The organism is Bradyrhizobium sp. CCBAU 45394 (assembly GCF_028128655.1).
GTDB classification, from domain to species: Bacteria; Pseudomonadota; Alphaproteobacteria; order Rhizobiales; family Xanthobacteraceae; genus Bradyrhizobium; species Bradyrhizobium diazoefficiens.
Map to the genome: position 1 here is coordinate 669,172 of NZ_LBIX01000004.1, position 21,765 is coordinate 690,936.

A 21,765-nucleotide genomic window follows, 5' to 3' on the forward strand; every position below is an offset into this window, starting at 1 on the left:
AGGTCTGCGACAATGATTGGAACCGTATTCGCTTCTCCGCAGGATGAAATCAATAAAATGGAAATCCATATTGGCGGCCTGGGCGGGCCACACCTTCTCCATTCGACGCCAAACAGAAAACGAATTCACGGCGCCCGACGGCGCTACAGTTGCTGACCAGCGCGCTACTGCTGCCGGTGCCGGCCGTTGGCGTTGCCAGCATCAGGTGAGCCGCGCCTATTCGGACCGCCAGGTCGACGGCGACAGCATGACCAGGGCGCAGATCGCGGCATAGGCTACGAGCGCCACCGCGACCATGGTGGCGAGCCCCGCCATGCCCGCGCCAAAGCTTGCCACCGCGATCCAGCCGCCGCCGGCGGCGATCAGGATCCGCGCGATCGAGGAGGCGAGCGGCCCCATGGCGCGCCCGGTGCCTTGGGCGGCGAAGGACGTGACGAAGCCGAAGCCGAGCGCGGCATAGGCCGGCGCCACGATGCGCAAATAGGTCATGCCTTCGCTCACCACTTCGGCATCGCGGCTGAAGAGATTGAGCCAGGCGGTCGGGAAGATCGCGACCAGTAGGCCAATCGTCCCGGTCATGACCATGCCGACGATGCCGCTGATCCAGCCGATCCGGCGCGCCCGCGCGGTCTGGCCCGCGCCCATGTTGACGCCGACCATGGTCAGGGTCGCCGTGCTAATGCCGAACAGCAGCGGGATCATGATGTAGTCGAGCCGCGAGGCGATGCCGTAGCCGGCGAGCGCGGAGGTGCCGAACAGGCCGACCGCGCCGGTGACGAGGATGACGGTGAGGTTGGTCAACACCGCGTTGAAGGCGGTTGGGATGCCGACCGTCAGCATGTCGCCGAAGATTTTTGGGCGCAGCGGCACGATGTGCAGCTTCAGGCCTGTCGCACCCGATGCCATGTAGCGCAGCAGGAACAGCATGGCCGCGCCATAATAGAGGCCGAAGGCGACGCCGGCGCCGCCGATGCCGAGCCGCGGGATCGGCCCGAGGCCGAAGATCAGCGCCGGCGAGACCGGGATGGTCACGATTGCGCCGACCAGCGTCACCAGCGCGGGCACCTTGACGTTGCCCGAGCCACGCAGCGCCGCCGCCTGGAGGTTGACGATCCACACCGGAATGGCGCCGGCGAACAGATAGTTGGAATAGGTGGTGGCCGCAGCGAGCGCATCGCCCTGGCCGCCGAGGGTCCGGTAGAGCCACGGGCCGCCGAGAGTCACGCCGAGCGTGAACACACCGCCGGCGAGGATGGCGAGCACGACGGCATGAAACAGCGCCGCCTCGGCGTCATCACGGCGCCCCGCCCCGACCGCGCGCGCGACCGAGGACGCAACGCCAGAGCCGAACCCGCCGTTCGACATCATGGTCATCAGCATGAAGATGGGGAACACCAGCGCGGCGCCCGCCAGCGCGTCGGTACCGAGGAACCCGACATAATAGGCCTCGGCAATATTCACCGCGGTCTGAGCCACCAGCACGGTCACGGTCGGCGCGGCCAGCTTGAGCAGCGTGGGCAGGATCGGCGCGGTCAGCAGTGCCGCTCGCCGCTGCTCCGCCGCGCTTAGGGTGCCGGCGGCGCCTGGGGTGACGGCGGCGCCTGGCGAAGCCGCCTGGCGAAGCGGAGCCGCGGCATGGGCCGCGACTTGTGCGGCGGGCAAGGCCGGGGCGGCGGCATCCTCGACTGACATGGCCACGGTCCTTGCGTGCCTGCCGGACCGCCGCCGATCGGCCGCCCATTGCATTATGCTCATAATGTAATATTATGATCGTAATGCAATAGCCCCCTCCTCACGATTTCGTTGGCCGGGGTGGGCATCCCAAGGAGGCGCGATTGGTGCGGTACGACAAGGGACACCGGGACGCGACGCGGCCGCACATCATCGACGTCGCCTCGGCGCAGTTCCGCGAGAGCGGCATCGCCGCCGTGGGTCTCGCCGGCATCATGTCCGCGGCCGGCCTGACCAACGGCGCCTTCTACACACATTTCGAATCCAAGGAGGATCTGGTGCGCGCGGTGCTGCTGGATGCGCTTGAGCGGCGCGAGCAGCGGCACAAGGACAATCTCGAAAACGGCATCGCCCTGGAGACTACGATCCGCGACTACCTCTCCCCGCGCCATCGCGACCACGCCGGGACCGGCTGCCCGACCGCGGCGCTGGCGTCCGAGATCGCGCGGCATCCCAAGGCGACGCGCGAAGCCTTCACCGGAAAGATGTCCGACATCATCGCGCTGATGGCGGCGCAGATGCCGGATGGCTCGGCTGCGGAGCGCCGGCGACGCGCGATGTCGGTCTATGCGACCATGGTCGGCGCGCTGCAATTGTCGCGGGCCGTGAGCGACAGGCAGTTGTCGGAGGAAATTCTGGAGAACGCGGTGAAGGCCGCGTTGGCGCTTGCGAATGGGCGGTGACGCGTTCGAAATCTTCGGCGACCCAACTGCGGCCGCTCTCCGACCCAGCTAGACGATGCCGCTTTGCCGGAGCGCGGCGATCGCGGCCGCGTCATAGCCGAGCTCCGCGAGGACACGATCGGTATGCTCGCCGAGCGTCGGCGGGCGGCTCGCGATGTCACCCGGCGTTTCCGACAGCCGCACGGCGGCCCGCGCCACCGGCGCGGGCTTCGGCAAGCCCGGATAATCGACGTCCTGCATGAAGCCGGCGGCGCGAATGTGCGGATGATCCAGCGCCTGTTGCGGGCTGAGCACCGGCCCTGTCGGAATCATGGCCTTGCCCAGCGTGTCGACGGCCTCCTGCGTGGTGCGCTCGGCGCACCAGCGCGCCATCCGCTCGCTGATGACGGGGCCGTTGTTGCCGCGGCTGATGTCGTCGGCGAAGCGCGGATCGTTCAGCCACTGGTCCTCCTCGCCCATCAGCTTCGCCCAGCGCTTGAACAGCGGATGACCGGTGACCTGGCACAGCACCCAGCCGTCCCTGGTGCGGTAGATGTCGGCGGGCGCTGCGGTCTGGCCGAGATTGCCAGTCGGAACACGGTTGACGTTGATGACGGCCTGCTCGATCAGCGTGGCATTGGTGAAGGACAGCGCGGTGGCCAGCAGCGCGCCCTCGACGATCTGCCCGCGCCCGGACTTGCCGCGCTCGATCAGCGCGGCGAGCGTGCCGAACGCGCAGTGCAGCGCGGTTCCGAAATCGACCCAGTTCACCGCGGCGCGGTACGGCGGATCACCGCCGCCGGTCATGTACACCGAGCCCGACATGACTTGGCCGACACCGTCGAAGCCGACGCGGTCGGACCAGGGCCCCGGGCCGCCGAATGCGGTTGCCGTCGTCAGGATGATGTCGGGCTTGATCGCGCGAAGCGAGTCGTAATCGAGCTTCATCGCGCGCAGGGTCTGCGGCGGCAGGTTGGCGACGACCACGTCCGCGGTCGCAACCAGGCGGCGCATCACCTCCTGCCCTTCCGGCTTCATCGGATCGAGCGTGATGCACTTCTTGTTGCGGTTGACCTGGAGGAACAGCGCGCCCTCGCCGCCCGCGCCGACCGGCGCCACGAAGCGATCCTCGCTGCCGTCGCGCTTTTCAACACGAATGACCTCGGCGCCGAATTCGGCCAGCAAGGTCGCGCAATAGGGACCCGCGATATAGCGCCCGAAATCGAGGACGCGCACGCCTTCCAGAACTCCCCCCATTGACCCTTTCCTTGATGTCTTCCGCCTAGATTACAGGGAATGGTTGCCGCGGCAAGGTGGCCGACGGCATGCCCCGATCAGCAGATGTGATCGGCCGACGGTTCGACTGGCCGACGTTCTGCTCTAATATGACCCGTCCGTCCCACACCCAGAGCCGCAGCCATGCCGCAACAGTTCGATCGATCCGCTGAAGACCTCGGCAACGCGATCCATTTCGAGCACGTCAACATCCAGGTCCCGGATCAGCGCCTGGCGACGTTATTCTACGTCACGGGACTTGGGCTCACCCGCGATCCCTATCTGATGGTGTCGGACACCAACATGTGGATCAACGCCGGACGGAGCCAGTTTCACCTGCCGAGCGGCAGGCCGCAGGTGCTGCGCGGCCATACCGGCCTCGTCATCGAGGGCCGCGAGGCGTTGCTGGCGCGATTGGCATCGGTCGCGAAGAAGCTCGAGGGGACGGCATTCACGTTCGCCGAGCACAATGACCATGTCGAGGCCGTCTGCCCATGGGGCAACCGGATGCGTGTCTATGAACCTGACGCGGCGCGGTTCGGCCGCATCTCGCTCGGCATTCCCTATGTCGAGTTCGACGTGCCGATCGGAACGGCATCGGCGATTTGCGCCTTCTATCCTGACATCATGGGCATGCCCTCAGGCATGCGGAATGGCGACGGCACGGTTGCGGCGGTGAAGACGGGCCGCGACCAGCACCTGCTGTTCCGCGAGACCGATCAGCCGCAGGGCGAGTATGACGGGCACCATGTGCAGATGTACATCACCGACTTCTCCGGCCCCTATCGCAAGCTGCTCGCGCGCAACCTGATCTCGCGCGAGGACAATCAATATCAGTACCGGTTCTGTGACATCGTCGATCTCGACAGCGGCAAGAAGCTGTTCACGGTCGAGCACGAGGTGCGCAGCGCGACCCACCCGATGTTCATGCGGCCGATGGTCAATCGCAATCCTGTCGTCACCAACCGGAACTACGCGTTCGGCCATGATCAGACGTCATGGGCGATGGGGCCGGATCAGTACGACGGATAGCGCGTTCAGGCTTCGCGGTAATCCAGCAGGATCAGCCCGACCAGGATGAAGGCGACCGGCCAGATCAAGGCCGCCGCCCGGCTGACCCGGCCGTCGAGACGCAGTTCGAGCCAGCGAGCCCAGCCGGCGGCGACGCCGCAGAGCGCAAGCGGGGTGTGGCTCATCTCGATGAGCAGCTGGTCCTTGATGTTGGTGATCGCATGGGAATGCGTGAGCAGCAGGGCGCCACCGAGCGCCGTGGTCAGGGGAAACACCAAGGCCGACGGACCGGCCTTGGTGCCGCGCAGCCGCAAACGCCATTCGAACAGGCCGAACACGGCGATGAGCAACACGAAGATGCGATGCTGCGCCACCTCCGGATCACGCAGCGACTCGAAGAAGCCCGCCGGGCCGAGCGGCCAGGCCTGCTCGTCGGCGCGGAAGAACAGGAAGGCCGCCATCGCGAGGAAGAGCAGCGGCCAGTGCCGCGCCCAGCGCCCCCAGCGGAAATGCTCGACCAGCGCCAGGAGCCCGATCAGCACCACGAAGACGCCGGCCCAGTGATGGTTGTACTCCGACCAGGCGATATCCTCGGCATTGCGCGGCAGGATCGTGCCCTCACCGGGAACGTAGGCCGATTGCGCGCTCGCGCGCCCGGCGTCCGCCAGGGTGATCTTCGCCTGGAGCTGCGCGACGGTCAGTCTGTCGTAATCCGGGCTGGTCAGGCGCGGCGGCCATTGCGGCGTGGCGCGCTCGACGATCTCATGCCAGTCCAGGCGATCATGGGGGAGATCCGCGCCCGGCGGCAATGACGTCAGGGACGCCGCAGCGAGCATCACGGTGATGCCGATGCCGATCTCGACCTCGGCGAAACGCTTCAGGCGAAAGATCGGCGTCGTGGGGTCGCGGCGCAGACGTTCGACGAGGAAGTAATTGCCCGCGCCAAGCATCAGCAGCATCAAGAGCAGCCCGACCTTCGCCAGTGTCATGATGCCATAGGCGGTGCCGTAGACCGCCGCGACGGAGCCGATATAGTTCGCCGCCATGACCAGGCCACCGCAGACGATCGCCGCGACCGCCGCCATCGACATCAACGAATAGCGGCGCGCAATGAGGCGCCAGTCACCGGCGTCCTTGCAGCCGTTCAGCGCGATCAGGAAATAGGGCAGACCGCCGATCCAGGCGGCCGCCCCCGCCATGTGACCCGCATCGGACAGCAGCAGCGGCCAGCGCACATCCGGCCGGCTGGCCGCATGCGTGAGCCGGGTCTGCATCGCGAGCGCCAGCACCGACAGGGCGAGAAGCGCGGCCGACCGCGCCCGGTGCGCCGGACCGTTCGTCAGGACGGCGATGCCCGCTGCGCAAGCCGCGATCACGAGGTCAGCGCGGCCAAAATCGGCAGTGACCGCTTCGCTCCAGGGCACCTGAAGCGTCCCGACCAGCGCGGCCGCGTTCAGCGCCAGCGAGGCGACGGTGAGGAGCGCCCATGCGACGGCGCTGAACCGCAGGAACGTGCGGCATCGCTCCTCGATCGAGAGGCCGAAGACGGAGAGCTGCGGCTGCAGCGGCCCCCACAGCAACAGCTGAAACGCGAGACCGCCGAGGGTGAACGACTGGGCGATCAGGATCAGGCCGCGCAGGACCACCGACAGATAGCCGAAGATGTCGAGGAGCAGGTACACGGCCGTGGTTTCAACGGACGGTGAACGGAATGTCGCCGCGGGTGATGTGCCCGTCGACGCTCAAAACCTGCCAGCGCAGGTGCCATGTCCCCGCCGGTAGCAGCGTCGCATCGGCATTGAGCTCGTCGGCGGGCGCATCGGAAGCCGGCCTCAGCGCGCGCGACGCACCGTCCGGTGCCAGCAGCGTCAATTTCGAGCGCGCGTGATCGATCCGGCTGTTGAAGTGCAGGCGGATCGCGACGGTGTCACCGGATATTGTCGCGCCGGTCGCCGGCGAGGACGAGACGATGATGGCGTGGGCCTGGGACGCGTGCGGATGAGCAGGAAGCCACAGGGCAGTTAGAACGAACGCGATTCGGAAGAACCCGCGCATGATGCTCACTCGCTGTCGACAGCCGTCTCTTTCGCCCACCCCCCTGGCGGGTGAACTTTATCGGACGCTATGTTGGAGCGAGTTGGTTGTTCGCAAGAGCGCGAGGAATTTGGATCTGATCGCGGATCGCGGAAAATCGCCGACTGTTGCCGTTGCGACACACTCAGGTGCGATCACCCCGGCGCGGCGTCCCGGCTCAGCTCGTCAGGATCGACCATGCGCCGCCAGGCGCTCGGAGCCATACGGCGATAGAGCACGACCGAGACGAGCCAGGCGAGCGCGAACAGCGCGATCACGGCGAAGCCGAAATTGGCGAGCGAGTCGTTGACGGCCTCGACCAGCGACCACAGCCCGCCGGACAGGCCGAGCCGGTCGCCGATGAGCCCGAGCGCCTCGATGCCGCCGATGAACAGCGCGACCGCGACCGAGGCGCCGGTGATCGTGAGGTTGTACCAGAGCTTGCGATAGGGATCGACGAAGGCCCAGCGATAGGCGCTCACCATCAGCGCGGAATCGGCGGTGTCGACCAGCGCCATGCCGGCGGCGAACAGGGCGGGGAACACCAGCACATGCGCGAGCGAGGCGCCGCGCGCGGCTTCGGTGGCGGAGATGCCGAGCAGGCCGATCTCGGTCGCGGTGTCGAAGCCGAGCCCGAACAGCAGGCCAAGCGGATACATGTGCCAGGGTTTGGTGACGAGGCGGAACATCGGGCCGAGCAAGCGCGCCAGGAATCCGCGGGCCGCGAGCAGCGCCTCGAGCTGCGCGGCGTCATGAATGCCTTGCTCGCGCACCTCGCGCAGGATCCGCCACAGGCCGACGAAGATGGCGAGATTGATCGCCGCGATCACCAGCAGGAACAGCGCCGATACCGAGGTGCCGATCAGGGCGCCGATCTCCTTCAGCAGGCTGTCGCCGCCGAGGCTCACGACGCCGAGCGCGAGCAGCGTGGTCGCGGCCAGGACGACCGTGGAATGGCCGAGCGCGAAATACAGGCCGACGCTGCGCGGCGCATCGCCCGCCTGCATCAGCTTGCGCACGACATTGTCGATCGCGGCGATGTGGTCGGCATCGACGGCATGACGCAGGCCGAACACCCAGGCGAGCAGTGCGGTCGCCATCACCGCGGGCCGGTCGCCGAACATCGCGAAGGCGAAGGCCCATGCGGCGATGTTGGCGGCGATCAGCCCGCCAAACAGCACGCCGGGCTCGAACGCCAGCCTCGCGACACCACCTGACTGAATCACGTCACCCCTCCGAGTATGATGTTCATACCAATCCATCATACTCGCCGGCAAGAGCGGGGCCATGTTCGGGGGACAGAGCCGGTCACCCGGGAACGCGCGTCTCCACGATCGGCGATCGCGACATAGCGACGGCAGTTCGCGTCGAGCGCCTGGGTGGCGTGCAGGCGACCATCGGACCCATCCCCGACTCAATGCGCCGCCAGGATCTCTCCCAGAAACTTCCTGGTGCGATCGTGCTTCGGATTCCTGAAGAAGCTTTCCGGCTCGGCCTCCTCCACGATCCTGCCATCGGCCATGAAGATCACGCGATCGGCGACCTGCCGCGCAAACCCCATTTCATGGGTGACGCAGATCATGGTCATACCATCCGTCGCGAGCCCGATCATGGTGTCGAGGACCTCCTTGACCATTTCGGGGTCGAGCGCGGAGGTCGGCTCGTCGAACAGCATCACCTTCGGCTCCATGCAGAGCGCGCGCGCGATCGCGACGCGCTGTTGCTGGCCGCCCGACAACTGAGCCGGATATTTCTCGGCCTGGTTCCCTATTCTGACCCGATCGAGTAGACGGCGCGCGGTCTCTTCGGCTTTCGCCCGCGGCACACCCCGGGAGCGCATCGGCGCCAGCATGCAGTTCTCCAGCACGGTCATGTGCGGAAACAGGTTGAATTGCTGGAACACCATCCCGACCTCACGACGCACGGCATCGACCGAGCCGGCAGCGTCGTTCAGCCGCGTGCCGGCGACGACGACTTCGCCGCGCTGGTAAGCTTCCAGCGCATTGATGCAGCGGATGAGGGTGGACTTGCCCGAACCGGACGGCCCGCACAGAACGATTTTCTCGCCCGGGCGGACCGTCAGGCTGATCTCGGTCAGGACCTGGTAGGTGCCGTACCATTTGCAGACGTCGCGCATGGCGATCATCGGTTCTGGGGCAGTTTCCATCGCGGCTACACCCGGCATGGCGCTCTCTCCGTGCCTAGCTGACGTTGAAGGGAATGCCGGGAATGGTGTCGGGGAAAGCCGGCAGCGGATTATTCATCCACTTCTGATAAATCTTCGCCAGCTCGCCATTGGCCCTGATCTTCTCAATGAAGTCGTTGGCGAAGGCGTTGATCTCCTTCTCTCCGAGCCGGGTGCAGGCGCCGTTGTAGAGTTTCGTGAATTCGAGCTTGTTCTCGTAATAGCCGGGCTTCGATTCATCGAGGCGCGGAACGTAGAAGATGTTGCCACCGACCGCCTGGACCTGACCGGACAGCAGGGCCTGCATGGTCGGCGCGTCGCCGTCGAAGCGGCGAATGGTGGTGCCCGACGGCGCGCCCTTGGTCACGTCGCTGTCCTGCACGCTGCCGCGCGCGACGCCGATGACGTATTTGCCCATGTCTGCCGGAGATTTGATCTCGAACTCCTTCGGCGCAATGAAGGTGATGATGTTCGCGCCATAGGGTTTTGAGAACTGCACGGCCTTGGCCCGCTCCGGCAGCATGGCCATGGTCGCGAACAGGATATCGACACGACCGGAGGTCAGGGCCGGGATACGATTGGCGACTGCCAATTGCGTGAACTCGGCCGGCACACCGAGCTCCTTGGCGAACAGCGCCGAAATCTCCGCATCGTATCCATCCTGCTTTCCCGTCGCATCGACAAATCCCCAGGGCGGATTATCGCCCTGGATGCCGATCAGAACCTTGCCCCTCGCCTTGATCTCCGACGGCGTCACCGCATAAGCGGCGCGCGTCAGCACGAATGGCGCGGCGATCGTCGCGGCTCCGAGCGCCAGCAGACGACGCCGATTGAGTCCTGTGGTCCTTGCGTTGGTCATCATTCCCTCCTCTGTCCTCGTCCTGTTGTCTGTTGTTGCCCTCGTCATCGCGCGGCGACGGCCATCCGGCGTTCGAGCTGCGCGCCAACGAGCGACAGCGGCCAGCAGATGGCGAAATAGAGGACGCACACCAAGCCGAGGACGAGCAGCGGCTTGAAGTTCTGGTTGGACACGATGGTCCCTGCCCGCATCAATTCGGTGAAGCCGATGATCGCTGCGAGCGACGTTCCCTTGATCAGCTGGACCAGAAATCCGATCGTCGCCGGCAGCGAAATGCGGATCGCCTGCGGCAGGACGACATCCTGCATCCGCGAGCCGTAGTTGAGGCTCAGCGCCTTGGCGGCCTCGACCTGGCCTTTCGGCACGGCCTCGATCGCGCCGCGCCAGATTTCGCCGAGGAACGCGCCGGAATGCAGCGTGAAGCCGATGGAGACCGAAACCCAGGCATCGAGCTTGAGGCCCGCCAGCGCCAGCCCGTAATAGACCACGAACAATTGCATCAGAAGCGGCGTGCCCTGGAACAAGGCGATGTAGCCAGCCGCGACGCGCTCCAGCGCGCGGTGGCCCGACGTGCGCGCGAGCGCCACGCCGAGGCCGGCGATCGAGCCGACCACGAAGCCGATCGCGGACAACGCAAGTGTCCATTTGAGGCCACCGAGCAGAAACAGGAACTGATTCCGGTCCATCGCCCCTCACTTCACGGGATAGCTGAAGTAACGCGCGTTGATCAGCGCGAACATCACGACATGGCGAAATAGAGCAGCGTGACGACGCCATAGACCTCGAAACTGCGGAAGGTATTGGTCTCGATCGTCTGCCCGACCGAGGTCAGTTCATAGGCCGAGATCGCAGACGCGATGCTGGTCGTCAGCGTCAGCATGACGAACTGGCTGGTCAGCGACGGATAGATCGCACGCAGCGCCGGCTTCAGCACGATCAGGCGGAATACCTGCGCCCGGCTCAGGCTGAGCGCGAGACCGGCTTCCACCTGCCCCTTGTTGATCGACTGCACGCCACCGCGGATGATCTCGATCGCATAGGCCCCGCCGTTGACACCGAGCGCGATGATCGCGGTTAGTGTCGGATCGAGGCGAACGCCGACCAGCGGCAGCGCGAAGAAGATGAAATAGATCTGCCCGAGGAACGGCGTGTTGCGGATCGCCTCGACAAAGGCGATGACCAGCCAGCGCAGCGCCAAGACGCGGGATTCGCGCAGCACGACGCCGCCGATCCCGATTGCAAGCGCCAGCACCATGCCGGACAGCGCAAGCTCCAGCGTGCCGGCACAGCCCCACAGCAGGTCCGGAAGTCCGTCCAGCACGGGGCTAAAGTCGAACGTGTAGTTCACCTCGTTCCCTCCCTCCGGGCCGGCCCTTTTGCCGGCGTCGTTGAGATCGCGCCGCGGCTCTGCCCATCCTGGTCCGCCGAGCGGCGGTGAATGTGTTTGCGCTCAGGAAGCCCTTTGCTGGTCTGGCGTTGCCGGCACGACCGGACTTGCGAGCGTTTCGTAGCGATGGCGCAGGTCGACGCGTCGTCCACCGGCGGCGGCCTCGGCGACCGCCAGGGTCGCGATCAGGCTGCGCGCGCCGTCCTCGACCGGCTGCAATGACCGCGCGTTGCCGCGAATGATGTCGCGGAAATGGTCGAGCTGGGCGACGTAGGGGTCAACCGAGGAGGCATGGATGCGCTGGGCCTGGATCGGCTTGTTCCAGTCCTGCGCACCGCCGGCCTGCGACCATTGCACGAGCGCCGGAAATTCGATCGACCCGGTTCGGCCGAGGAAGCGATAGCTGCTCTCGCCGCTGAACGGGAATTCGGGGGCCTCGCCGAGCCCCTGCTCGGAGGTCCAGGGCGAGACGGCGCTGTCGCTGATGAAAAACGTGCCGAGCGCGCCGCTGTCGAATTCGATCAGCGCCGCGGCGGTATCCTCGACCGCAAAGCTGCGCTGGCGGTTCGACGCAATCGCTTCCACGGCGACGATCTCGTCCACGGTGAAGCGCAGGAAGTCGATCTCGTGGATGAGGTTGATCAGGATCGGTCCGCCGCCAGCCTGCGAGCGCCATGGCGCGATCTCGAAATAGGCCGCCGGCTTGTGGGTGGCCCAGATCGCCGACACCCCGACGACATCGCCGATCCGCCGTTCGCCCAACACTGCTTTCAGCATCCTGACCTGCTGATGGTGGCGGCGGTGATGCCCGACCAGCGACTGGATGCCGGCCTTGCGCACCTCGGCAATCAGGCTTGCCGCGGTCTCCACCGTATCCGTGACCGGCTTCTCGATCAGGATGTGAATGCCGCGCCTAGCGCATGCGATGCCCTGCTCGGCATGAAGCTGGTTGGGCGAGGCGATGATCACGGCCTCCGGCCGCGCCTCGTCGAGCAGTTTCCGGTAGTCGGCGAAGACAGGGGTCCCGGGATAATCGGCTGCGACCCGGTCGGAGTTCACGTCCGCGATGCCGACGAGGTCATAGTCCCCGCGTCCGGCCAGCTTGGCGAGGTGCTTCCGCCCAATCAGTCCCGCGCCGATAACGCCTATGGTGATGTTCTTCATCTCACGTCGTCCGTATCTGGATTGGGCCGCCGGCTTCGCGGCGGTGGTCTGGCCGCGACGCTCCCCGCGGCTGATGCTCGAGCAGGCGCCTGGTGGCGTTGAACGCGGTGGCGAGCCGGGGCCGCACCGCCAAGGCCGGCAACGGCATCTCGACGCTGAGGCTCGCGTCCACCGGAAGCGCTGCGAGCAGCGCGCCGAGCGGCAAGGCGCCCTCGCCCGGCGGCAACCGGCCTTCGCGCGCTTCAGCGATGATGGCGGCATCGCTCGCAGGCATATCCGCGACGACGTCGCAGATCTGCGCGGCGCGCAAATAGTGCGCGGGAATCGAGATCAAGTCGCCCGGTTTGCCGCCGCAACGATGGAGATGCAGCGCATCGACGAGAATGGTGCCGTTGGCCTTGCCCGCGCCACGCACGATCGCCACGGCCTGCGGCAGCGAGCCAATCGCGCGCCAGCGCATGAACTCCAGATCGACACGCAGGCCGAATTGCTGCGCAAGGTCGCAGAGATCAGCGAAATGCGCGGTGAGGCGGACCGGATCGTCGTCATCCCCCGATGCCGTGACCGCCACCGCGCCGAGATCGGCTGCGGCTTCGAACAGGCCCGCGAGCGCCGGAATGTCGATGCGAGGCGTGAGTTGAACGAACTCGATCTCGTTCAGTCGCACCCCCTCGCCGGCGAGAGACCGTTTGAGCTCGCGGTGCGCGTCCGTTCCCATCCGCGTCGGATAGGCAGGTCCGCCGGCAGTCGCAGGGATCGCGCGCAGGCCGATGAAGCTGAAGCCGGCACGCGCGGCCTCGGCCACAAGCGCGACAGGCGCAAGGTTCAGGGCCGTCAGATGAGCAAGGCCGAGATCCGTCATAGCTAATTAATCCATAGGTTAATTACAATTAACCCACGGGATAATTGATGTCAAGGACCGCCGATTGCGCTATGAAGGGAGGGGCAAGCAGGCCTGGCCGGATGCAGAGGACCGAACCGCCGGATGAGACCCAAGGAAAAGCCCGTCGCGGAGGACGCGAAGCAGCCGCCGGTGCGGCGGCGCGACCGGGAGCGCACCAAGCGCGAGATCCTGGAGATCGCGTTCGCGGAATTCGCCGAGAACGGCCTCGCCGGCGGCAATACCGATGCCATCGCCGCGCGCGCCAACATCACCAAGCGGCTGATTTTCTACTACTTCAACTCCAAGGAAGAGCTGTTCACGGCCGTGCTCGAGATGGCCTACGCCAAGATGCGCGTCGCCGAGCAGGATCTTCACCTCGAAGCGCTCGCGCCGGAGGCCGCGATTCGCAGGCTGGCCGAGTTCACCTTCGATTTCGACCAGGCCAACCCGGAATATGTCCGGCTGGTCACGATCGAGAACATCCATCGCGGCCGGCACATCCGGGGCAGCAAGAAGTTGAAGGAGATGACGCGGCCGATCGTCAGCCAGATCGCCGCGGTGCTGGACCGGGGCGTTCGCGCCGGCGCGATCAGGCCCGGCATCGATCCGGTCGAACTGCACATGTCGCTGAACGCGCTCTGCTTCTTCTCGGTTGCGAACCGGCATACGTTCGAGGCGCAATTCGCAACCGACATGTCCTCGCAGAAGGCCAAGGCACAGCGCCGGCTCGAAATCGCCGACCTGCTCTGGCGCTATGTGCGGAGCGACTAGAGAGGCGAATTGACGATCCCCGCCCGGCTGGGCGCGATGCATCGTCGCGACGGCACGACCGCGCCATACACACCTTCGCCATTTCGCCGCAGGGGTCCCCCGCCTTGTCGGCATTGCCGCCTTGCCCGCGATGCAACATGATGGGTCGCCGGTGACGACTTTTCTGCGCGAAGGTGGAGCTCATCCGATGAACGAGAACGAAATCCGCAAGGCCATCGCGGAGGTGAAGGACGGCACGCTGTCGCGGCGCTCGTTCATCCGGACAATGGCCGCGGTCGGGATCGCGGCGCCCGTTGCAAGCCAGATCCTGCTCTGGAACGACGTGGCGATGGCGGATGCCACCTTGCCATACAAGCCGACCAAGGCCGGCGGCGGCGGTCCGCTGAAGATCCTGATCTGGCAGGCCCCGACCCTGCTCAATCCGCATTTCGCGCTCGGCACCAAGGACCAGGTCGCCTCGCGCATCTTCTTCGAGCCGCTCGCCGGCTGGGACAGGGAGGGCAACCTCATCCCCTGCCTCGCTGCGGAGGTTCCGACCAAGGCGAACGGCGGCCTTTCGCCGGATGGCACCAGCGTGACCTGGAAGCTGAAGCAGGGCGTCAGGTGGCATGACGGCAAGCCCTTCACCGCCGACGACGTCGTCTTCACCTGGCAATATGCCGCGGATCTGGCGACCGCGGCATACACCACGGGCTCCTACCAGAACATCAAGGTCGAGAAGATCGACGACCACACCGTCAAGGTGATCTTCAAGGCTCCGACCCCGTTCTGGGCCGACCCCTTCGTCGGCGCGGTCGGCCAGATTCTGCCGAAGCATCATTTCGGCGACTATGCCGGCGCCAAGTCGCGCGACGCGCCGGGCAATCTAAAGCCGGTCGGCACCGGCCCGTACAAATTCGTCGAGTTCAAGCCGGGCGATTTGATCCTGGCCGAGCGCAACCCCGATTATCACGTCAGGAACCAGCCGCATTTCGACACGCTCGAGGTCAAGGGCGGCGGCGATGCGGTCTCTGCCGCGCGCGCCGTGCTGCAGACCGGCGAATACGACTATGCCTGGAACCTGCTGGTGGAGGACGAAGTCCTCAAGCGCATGGAGGCCAGCGGCAAAGGCAAGGTGGAGTTCACGCTCTCCGGCGGCGTCGAGTTCATTGTCCTCAACACGACGGACCCGTGGACCGAGGTCGACGGCGAGCGTTCGAACGCCAAGACCAAGCACCCAACGCTGTCCGATCCGGCCGTTCGCCGGGCGTTCAACCTGCTGGTCGATCGCGAGGCAATCCAGAAATTCATCTACGGCCGCGCCGCCGTCGCGACGGCGAGCTTCGTCAACCAGCCCAGCCAGTTCAAGTCGAGCAGACTGAAATACGAGTTCAACGTCGACAAGGCGAACAAGATCCTCGACGAGGCCGGCTGGAAGATGGGCGCTGACGGCATTCGCGAGAAGGACGGCAAGAAGCTCAAATACGTCTTCCAGACCTCGATCAACGCCCCGCGGCAGAAGACGCAGGCCATCATCAAGCAGGCCTGCCAGAAGGCCGGGATCGACATCGAGATCAAGTCGGTCACGGCATCGGTGTTCTTCTCGTCCGATGTCGGCAACCCCGACACCTATTCGAAGCTCTATTGCGACATGGAGATGTACAACACGACGCAGCCGCAGCCCGATCCCGAGCGCTTCCTGAACCAGTGCGTCTCCTGGGAGATTTCGTCCAAGGAGAACAAATGGCTCGGCCGCAACGTCTCGCGCTGGTCCGATCCCGAGGCCGACAAGGCCTACAAGGCCGCGCAAAGCGAGCTCGATCCGGTCAAGCGCGCCGCGCTGCTGATCAAGGTCAACGAGATCTTCTGCGAAGCCAACGTGCTCGTGCCGCTGCTGTCGCGCAACATCGTCGGCGGCGCTGTCAACAGCCTCATGACCGACATCTCGGGCTGGGACGTCACGACGTGGAATCTGGGGAGTTGGTATCGGAGTTGAGGTGAGAAGCTGGCTTCACGCGCGCGCTGTCTCAACCGCATCATTGCCCTCCGGACGAGGGTGAATGCGACTTTCTTTCCGTTCAAGTACGGCGATGGGTCGCTGCGTACGCTCATCCGCTCACCCTCTATCCACCACGCACTCGGCGGCATCGATGACGTACGCCGCGTGACGAAAATCCCTGATGACGGCGAGCTTGTCGGCGGACCAGTTCAGCAGCATGAAGTATTTCGGCCGCCCGTTCGGCTCATTCGGATCGAACACCAGGATCGCGGGACGTCCGTCGACCTGCCCCGTCACCAGGTGCCAGTCGCTGACCTTCGAATAATTGCCGAAATAGCGCGACACCTCGGCCTTGCCTTTCAACCTGGTGCGGTTGACGAGCTCGAGCCTGACGTCATCGGCGATCATTTCGCGGATGGCGTCGAAGTCGCGGGCATTGAAATGGCCGACATAGGCGTTGAGGCGCGTGCGGTCGGCGTCCGACAGGTTCGCCTGTGACGCATCGTCGGGCTGCTCGGCGAACTCACGCAGCTGCGTGCGCCCGCGATGCAACGCGGCCTTCACCGCCGGCAGGCTGAAATCCATGATGTCGCAGACCTCGGCCAGCGAGCAGCCGAGCACGTCCATCAGGATCACGCTGGAGCGCTGCGCCACCGGCAGCCGCATGAAGGTGCGCAGGCTGGTCGCAGCGATCTGGCGGCTTTCCAAATCATCGAGCTGGTCGGCAATCATCTCCACCTCCTCAGCCGAATGCAGCGCCTCCTGCCGGTTGCGGCGGCGCAGGAAATCCAGCGCGGTGTTGTGCGCGATGCGAAACAGCCAGCCCTCCGGATTGACGGCGGGCGTGACCGTTTGCAGCGCCTCCATCGCCTTGATCAGCGCATCCTGCAGCACGTCCTCACCGTCGATGACCGAGCCGACCATGCGTGCGCAGTAGCGATGCAGCTTCGGCCGCATCCCCGCCAGCAGGGACTCGATATCGATGGTGGCCAGGGGGTCTGGCGCCATTGTTCCTCCGCCTCGGCTGCTCAGGACTCGTCCAGCATACGATAGTTGCCGACGATCCTCACGTCACGAACCAGCGGCGGCTCCGCGCAGCGGTCGCGGATGCCGTCCTGGAACGCCTGAAACGCCCTGAGCTTCGGGATCGGGCTCGAGCCGTCCTCGGCCGCGGCTTCGACAAAATGGATGAAGGTGTCGTCCTCCAGCCGCAGCGTCAGATAGCGCACGCCGTCTGGGCTCTCCGCCTTCAATTCCGCAAACACCGCCGCAACCAGCTCGGCGTTCCGGTCGGCCAGTTCCGGCTTGGTCTTGTACCTGATCAACGTCCTTCTCATCGCGCGCTCCTTTTTTCATGTCGCGACCTGGCTCGCGGCCGCCTCACCCCTAGGACGTTTGCCGGCAGCCGAAGGATGCGGCCCGGGAAAGATTATTTTTGGGCGCATCCTTTGCCCCTCCGGCCTCGTCTAGCCCGCAGAACGCGCCACGACAGGGTGGCGCGACACACGGAGAGAGGGCGATGCAGACCCCGACCAATCGCGCCGAGCAGAACTGGGTGCTTGGCGTCACCGCGCTGGCATCCTTCATGATGGCGCTGGACGCCATGATCATCACGACGGCATTCGCGGCCATCCGCGCCGAATTCGGCAGCCGGGTCGAGACGCTGCAATGGACCGTCAATGCCTTCAACCTGACCTTCGCCGTGCTGCTCCTGACGGGCGCCGCACTCGGCGACCGCTTCGGGCGCCGCCGCATGTTCGCGGCCGGAATCGCGCTGTTCGTCGTTGCATCGGCGGCCTGCGCACTCGCGGGCAACGCCACCGCGCTGATCGCCGCCCGCGCGCTGCAAGGCGCCGGCGCCGCGCTGGTGATGCCGCTCGCAATGGCGATCCTGAGCGGCACGTTCGGCCGCGAGGAGCGCGCCCGCGCGCTCGGCATTTTCAGCAGCATCACCGGATGCGCGCTGATCATCGGCCCCGCCATCGGCGGCTTCATCACCGAGCACCTCGGCTGGCGCTGGGTGTTCTGGATCAATCTGCCGATCGGCCTGATCGCGATCACCCTGGTGCTGGCACGGTTGCGCGAAAGCTTCGGACCGGCCGCCGCATTGGACATCCCCGGACTGTCGCTCGTGGCGCTTGCGGCGCTGGCACTGGTCTGGAGCCTGTTGCGCAGCAACGCTGTGGGGTGGGCGAGCGCCGAGGTCATGGGCGCGCTGATGTCGGGCCTGGTGTTCGCGGCCGGCTTCGTGCTCTGGGAATTGCGCGCGGCCGCGCCGATGGTGCCGATGCGGCTGTTTGCATCGCGTGCCCTCGCCTCCGGCATGTCGGCAAGCGTCCTGTTCTACGCCGCGATGTATGGCGTGGTGTTCCTGCTGCCGCAGTTCCTGCAGACCACGCTGGGCTTCGATGCCTTCGGCGCCGGACTTCGCCTGCTGCCCTGGACCGCGACGCTGTTCGTCACCGCGCCGATCGCCGGCGCGGTCGTCAACAGGTTCGGCGAGCGGCCGCTGGTGGTGACGGGATTGCTGATGCAGGCGATCGGCCTTGGCTGGATCGCCGAGATCGTGAATCCCGCGCTTCCCTACTCCGCCCTGGTCGCGCCGCTGGTGTTGGCCGGCGTTGGCGTCTCGATGGCGATGCCGGCGGCGCAGAACGCCATCCTGAGCTCGGTCACGGTGGCCGAAATGGGCAAGGCGTCCGGCGTCTTCAACATGGGCCGCTTCCTCGGCGGCATGTTCGGCATCGCCGCGCTGGTGGCGACCTTCTCGGCCAACGGCGGGGCCTACTCGGCCGCGCATTTCGAGAGCGGATTTGCCGCGGCGATGAGCCTCGCCGCAACGCTGTCGCTGGCCGGGGCGATTGCTGGGTTGTTCCTGCCGGCACGGCGACGCATCGCCGGCGCAGCCGCGCCGCAAGATGCGTGACCTGTCAAACAGCGGACACGTCTTTCCGTTCTCGCGGCGCATGTCGCCCGAGCTTTGCCTCGTCGCTCCACCCTCTTGAGCCAAGAGGGCGCAGGGAAGGCCGGGTGCCAGCCGGCACCCGCGGTCCGCTGCGCGAAGATGTAGCGCAAAAGAACCGCACAGCAGCATACAGGTGTAGCCAATCACTCGGCCTTCCCTGCGCAGTGGTTGGACGGCTTATGCCGTGCTCTCCCGGGAGCCGAACTTTCCCTCTGGCCTCCCTCACTTCGCGAATTGACGATGCTGTCCGCCCGGTTGGGCTCGCACACACCTCCGCGACAGCTTGACCGTAGCAACGACGGCCAGGACCACACGGTTTTGCCGTACGCCCGGCCCGCCCTTTCGCCGCAGTTTTCCCGACTCTGTCGACGGAGCCGGAAACTTACAGACGAGACGAAGCCTAGCAGCGCCGTTCGTCCGCACGCGGTTTCGAGCTCACAGGGACTACCCGCCTTGCCCGCTACCTGTTCGTGCCGACGCTGCCGCGTCCACCGCAAGCCCGGCTCGCGAAACGTGACGACACAAGATCGCCCCTCAAGGATGAGCCGGGATGGGCGACACATACGCCGTTTCCGAATTTCGGTAAAGTGGAATATTTTTGTGGGGAGGGGTTGACGGGGTGGCGAAACAGCGGGTGACGCGCTTCCCGAAAAGCCGCGAAGCAGAAACTCAAAAGGATGGAATCTCTGCTACGTGTTAGCACGACGAAAAACTAATTCACCAACTACTCCTAACTGTGCTATTCTGTCTACTCGCCTCAAGGTTTTGCTATGGCAAATGCGACTACGATTGAATGGACGGATGCGACTTGGAATCCCGTTACGGGATGTACGAAGATAAGCGCCGGTTGCGACAACTGCTACGCGGAGCGATTTTCAGAGCGTTTTCGAGGGACTTCTGGTCATCCGTTCGAAACAGGTTTTGATCTGACGCTACGTCCTGAGCGCCTTGAGCAGCCACTGCGCTGGCGCGAACCGCGCATGATCTTTGTGAATTCGATGAGCGACCTCTTTCACAAGGAGATCCCAGACTCTTTGATCTCAAGAGTGTGCGACACAATGGAGAGAGCGCATTGGCACACGTTCCAGGTACTGACGAAGCGCTCTTCACTGATGCGCAATTTTCTTAAGCGTCGTTACGGCCATGAGCGTGGTCCAAGCCACATCTGGTTTGGAGTATCCGTCGAAGACGGCACCAAGCTAAGTCGCGTCAAGCACCTGCAGCAAGCACCGGCGCGCGTGCGATTCTTGTCGATCGAACCGCTCATTGGTCGCATTGGAAAGCTTAACCTCACGGACATCGACTGGGTCATCGTTGGAGGTGAAAGTGGTCCGCGCGCTCGCCTAATGCATCCGAACTGGGTTCGCGAGGTGCGCGACCAGTGCGTGGAGGAAGGTGTTGCGTTCTTCTTCAAACAATGGGGTGGGATCCGGCCAAAGTCTGGCGGCCGCGATTTAGACGGCGAAGAATGGAGCCAATTTCCGGATACTAAACCGAGATACGCCGACGCAGCGGAGTAGCAATGGTTTCAATCAGCCATTACAGCGGACGAGAACAATCTTACGTAAAGCACGTTTTATTAGAACAGTATCTCGACGCACTCGTTCACAAGACAGCGAGCGCCTACCCACACATCGTCTATGTTGATGGTTTCGCCGGCCCTTGGCAGAGTTCAAGCGAACAATTTCAAGATACGTCCTTTGGGATCGCGCTGCAGGCGTTGAGGCGCGCTAAGTCTACTTGGAAAGCCGCCGCGCGCGAAGTCAAGATGTCGGCAATCTTGGTCGAGAAGGATCCGGCCGCGTTCGCACATTTAGAAGCTTTGCCGCCGAAATTTCCCGATGTGAGCGTAGTACCGCTAAATGGCAGTTTTGTTACGCTGATCCCAACAATACTGAGAAACATTCCCAAGGACGCCTTCGCATTTTTCCTTCTTGACCCAAAAGGCTGGCGCATTCCGCTAAAGGCCATTCAACCCTTACTCGCACACCCAAAATCGGAGGTGCTCTTCAATTTCATGTTCGAATTTATCAACCGCGCGGCAAGCATGGACGATCCCGCGATATTCGGTGGATTGAACGAACTCCTTCCGCTCGGCGATTGGAGAGATAAACTTGCGCAAGCTGAAACCTCCAATCAACGAAAGGCCATTCTGATCGAGGCTTTTAGCTATAACCTAGCCATCGCAGGTCAGTACAAGCACACTTGCGAAACGACTATCCTCCGCCCGGATCGAGACCGACCGCTCTATTCCCTCTTCTACGGAACTCGACACGATATCGGACTGGAGGTCTTTCGCGATTGTCAGGTAAGAGCCCTGGAGGCCCAGACGAGGGCCGTAAAGAAGGTGGATAGTGCCGAACGGCGGTCGGGCCAGACGGAACTCTTCGAATCACTGCATGAGATGTCGCCGAATCAAGCATTGGCTTTTTTGGCCGAGGAACGCGTCAAAGCTCGCGATACTTTGCTGCGATTAGCCCCACATCGCTCATCTCCAATTTCGTATGGGGAGTTGTGGCCGCAAGTTCTCGCTCGACACGTCGTCAGGCGGACAGACATAAATCAGCTTGCAGGCAAAATGAAAAAGGACGGCTCTCTAGTTTTCCCGGATTGGGAGCCAAGGCGGAGAGTTCCGCAACCGGGATATCGGCTATTCCGAGCCGAAAATACCCTGACCTCGAATTGAACGGAACTCGATCCAAGCCATGCCCCCAAACCCCATGGAAAAGTTCTTGATCGCTGGTTACCTCACGGTCCTACGACTCTTGCATTGAGTTCCGATGCAGGGCCGATTCATCTCACCGAGATGGATCGTCCCTGG

At 64.5% G+C, this 21,765-nt stretch carries 19 protein-coding genes and 1 pseudogene; 7 read left to right on the plus strand and 13 right to left on the minus strand.

Features of this window, described 5'->3' with window-relative positions; translation table 11 throughout:
- Window positions 1-216: 216 nt before the first annotated feature.
- Entirely contained in the window at window positions 217-1,692 is a 1,476-nt protein-coding gene (locus tag WN73_RS03920; RefSeq protein WP_038965648.1) for an MATE family efflux transporter, read from the minus strand.
- 146 nt (window positions 1,693-1,838) lie between these two features.
- On the opposite strand from WN73_RS03920, the gene WN73_RS03925 reads away from it, so the two are divergent.
- Window positions 1,839-2,414, plus strand: coding sequence for a TetR/AcrR family transcriptional regulator (locus WN73_RS03925; RefSeq protein WP_271551554.1), 576 nt, complete (start codon window positions 1,839-1,841; stop codon window positions 2,412-2,414).
- Window positions 2,415-2,462: 48 nt separating this feature from the next.
- On the opposite strand, the gene WN73_RS03930 is transcribed toward WN73_RS03925, so the two are convergent.
- Window positions 2,463-3,650: a CaiB/BaiF CoA transferase family protein gene (locus WN73_RS03930; protein ID WP_271551556.1), complete on the minus strand. Its 1,188-nt coding sequence runs from the start codon at window positions 3,648-3,650 to the stop codon at window positions 2,463-2,465.
- 162 nt (window positions 3,651-3,812) lie between these two features.
- Here WN73_RS03930 and WN73_RS03935 point away from each other — a divergent pair, with 162 nt between their 5' ends.
- Window positions 3,813-4,700 carry a VOC family protein gene (locus tag WN73_RS03935; RefSeq protein WP_271551558.1) on the plus strand — a complete coding sequence of 296 codons (888 nt, stop codon included), beginning with the start codon at window positions 3,813-3,815 and terminating at the stop codon, window positions 4,698-4,700.
- A gap of 5 nt (window positions 4,701-4,705) precedes the next feature.
- On the opposite strand, the gene WN73_RS03940 is transcribed toward WN73_RS03935, so the two are convergent.
- From WN73_RS03940 to WN73_RS03980, 9 genes and pseudogenes are all read right to left on the minus strand, one after another.
- A complete protein-coding gene (locus WN73_RS03940) occupies window positions 4,706-6,361 on the minus strand; it encodes a copper resistance D family protein (RefSeq protein WP_271551560.1) in 1,656 nt (551 codons plus the stop codon).
- Window positions 6,362-6,371: 10 nt separating this feature from the next.
- Window positions 6,372-6,734 carry a copper resistance CopC family protein gene (locus tag WN73_RS03945; protein ID WP_161533540.1) on the minus strand — a complete coding sequence of 121 codons (363 nt, stop codon included), beginning with the start codon at window positions 6,732-6,734 and terminating at the stop codon, window positions 6,372-6,374.
- A 173-nt stretch (window positions 6,735-6,907) separates the two neighbouring features.
- On the minus strand, window positions 6,908-7,978 hold the full coding sequence (locus WN73_RS03950) for a HoxN/HupN/NixA family nickel/cobalt transporter (RefSeq protein WP_271551563.1): 1,071 nt from the start codon (window positions 7,976-7,978) through the stop codon (window positions 6,908-6,910).
- A gap of 188 nt (window positions 7,979-8,166) precedes the next feature.
- A complete protein-coding gene (locus WN73_RS03955; protein WP_271551564.1) occupies window positions 8,167-8,937 on the minus strand; it encodes an amino acid ABC transporter ATP-binding protein in 771 nt (256 codons plus the stop codon).
- A gap of 16 nt (window positions 8,938-8,953) precedes the next feature.
- On the minus strand, window positions 8,954-9,796 hold the full coding sequence (locus WN73_RS03960; RefSeq protein ID WP_271551566.1) for a transporter substrate-binding domain-containing protein: 843 nt from the start codon (window positions 9,794-9,796) through the stop codon (window positions 8,954-8,956).
- Between the two features lie 44 nt (window positions 9,797-9,840).
- Window positions 9,841-10,482: an amino acid ABC transporter permease gene (locus WN73_RS03965; protein ID WP_271551568.1), complete on the minus strand. Its 642-nt coding sequence runs from the start codon at window positions 10,480-10,482 to the stop codon at window positions 9,841-9,843.
- Between the two features lie 6 nt (window positions 10,483-10,488).
- Window positions 10,489-11,144 (minus strand): annotated as a pseudogene (locus tag WN73_RS03970) (amino acid ABC transporter permease).
- Window positions 11,145-11,246: 102 nt separating this feature from the next.
- Window positions 11,247-12,347 carry a Gfo/Idh/MocA family protein gene (locus WN73_RS03975; protein WP_271551570.1) on the minus strand — a complete coding sequence of 367 codons (1,101 nt, stop codon included), beginning with the start codon at window positions 12,345-12,347 and terminating at the stop codon, window positions 11,247-11,249.
- A gap of 1 nt (window position 12,348) precedes the next feature.
- Window positions 12,349-13,209, minus strand: coding sequence for a sugar phosphate isomerase/epimerase family protein (locus WN73_RS03980; protein ID WP_271551571.1), 861 nt, complete (start codon window positions 13,207-13,209; stop codon window positions 12,349-12,351).
- 123 nt (window positions 13,210-13,332) lie between these two features.
- Between WN73_RS03980 and WN73_RS03985 the strand changes: the two genes are divergently transcribed.
- Together WN73_RS03985 and WN73_RS03990 are read left to right on the plus strand one after the other, a co-directional pair.
- A complete protein-coding gene (locus WN73_RS03985) occupies window positions 13,333-14,001 on the plus strand; it encodes a TetR/AcrR family transcriptional regulator (protein WP_271551573.1) in 669 nt (222 codons plus the stop codon).
- Between the two features lie 187 nt (window positions 14,002-14,188).
- Window positions 14,189-15,976, plus strand: coding sequence for a peptide ABC transporter substrate-binding protein (locus WN73_RS03990; protein ID WP_271551575.1), 1,788 nt, complete (start codon window positions 14,189-14,191; stop codon window positions 15,974-15,976).
- A 120-nt stretch (window positions 15,977-16,096) separates the two neighbouring features.
- Here WN73_RS03990 and WN73_RS03995 read toward each other — a convergent pair whose 3' ends face one another.
- Window positions 16,097-16,987, minus strand: coding sequence for a sigma-70 family RNA polymerase sigma factor (locus WN73_RS03995; RefSeq protein WP_271551577.1), 891 nt, complete (start codon window positions 16,985-16,987; stop codon window positions 16,097-16,099).
- Window positions 16,988-17,007: 20 nt separating this feature from the next.
- A complete protein-coding gene (locus WN73_RS04000) occupies window positions 17,008-17,316 on the minus strand; it encodes a hypothetical protein (protein ID WP_011089658.1) in 309 nt (102 codons plus the stop codon).
- A 182-nt stretch (window positions 17,317-17,498) separates the two neighbouring features.
- On the opposite strand from WN73_RS04000, the gene WN73_RS04005 reads away from it, so the two are divergent.
- From WN73_RS04005 to tcmP, 3 genes are all read left to right on the plus strand, one after another.
- Window positions 17,499-18,905, plus strand: a complete 1,407-nt coding sequence (locus WN73_RS04005) for a DHA2 family efflux MFS transporter permease subunit (RefSeq protein ID WP_271551579.1) — start codon at window positions 17,499-17,501, stop codon at window positions 18,903-18,905.
- 809 nt (window positions 18,906-19,714) lie between these two features.
- A complete protein-coding gene (locus tag WN73_RS04010; RefSeq protein WP_271551582.1) occupies window positions 19,715-20,464 on the plus strand; it encodes a DUF5131 family protein in 750 nt (249 codons plus the stop codon).
- A 2-nt stretch (window positions 20,465-20,466) separates the two neighbouring features.
- Complete coding sequence (gene tcmP / locus WN73_RS04015; RefSeq protein ID WP_271551584.1) at window positions 20,467-21,630, plus strand: three-Cys-motif partner protein TcmP; 1,164 nt, start codon at window positions 20,467-20,469, stop codon at window positions 21,628-21,630.
- Window positions 21,631-21,765: the final 135 nt, after the last annotated feature.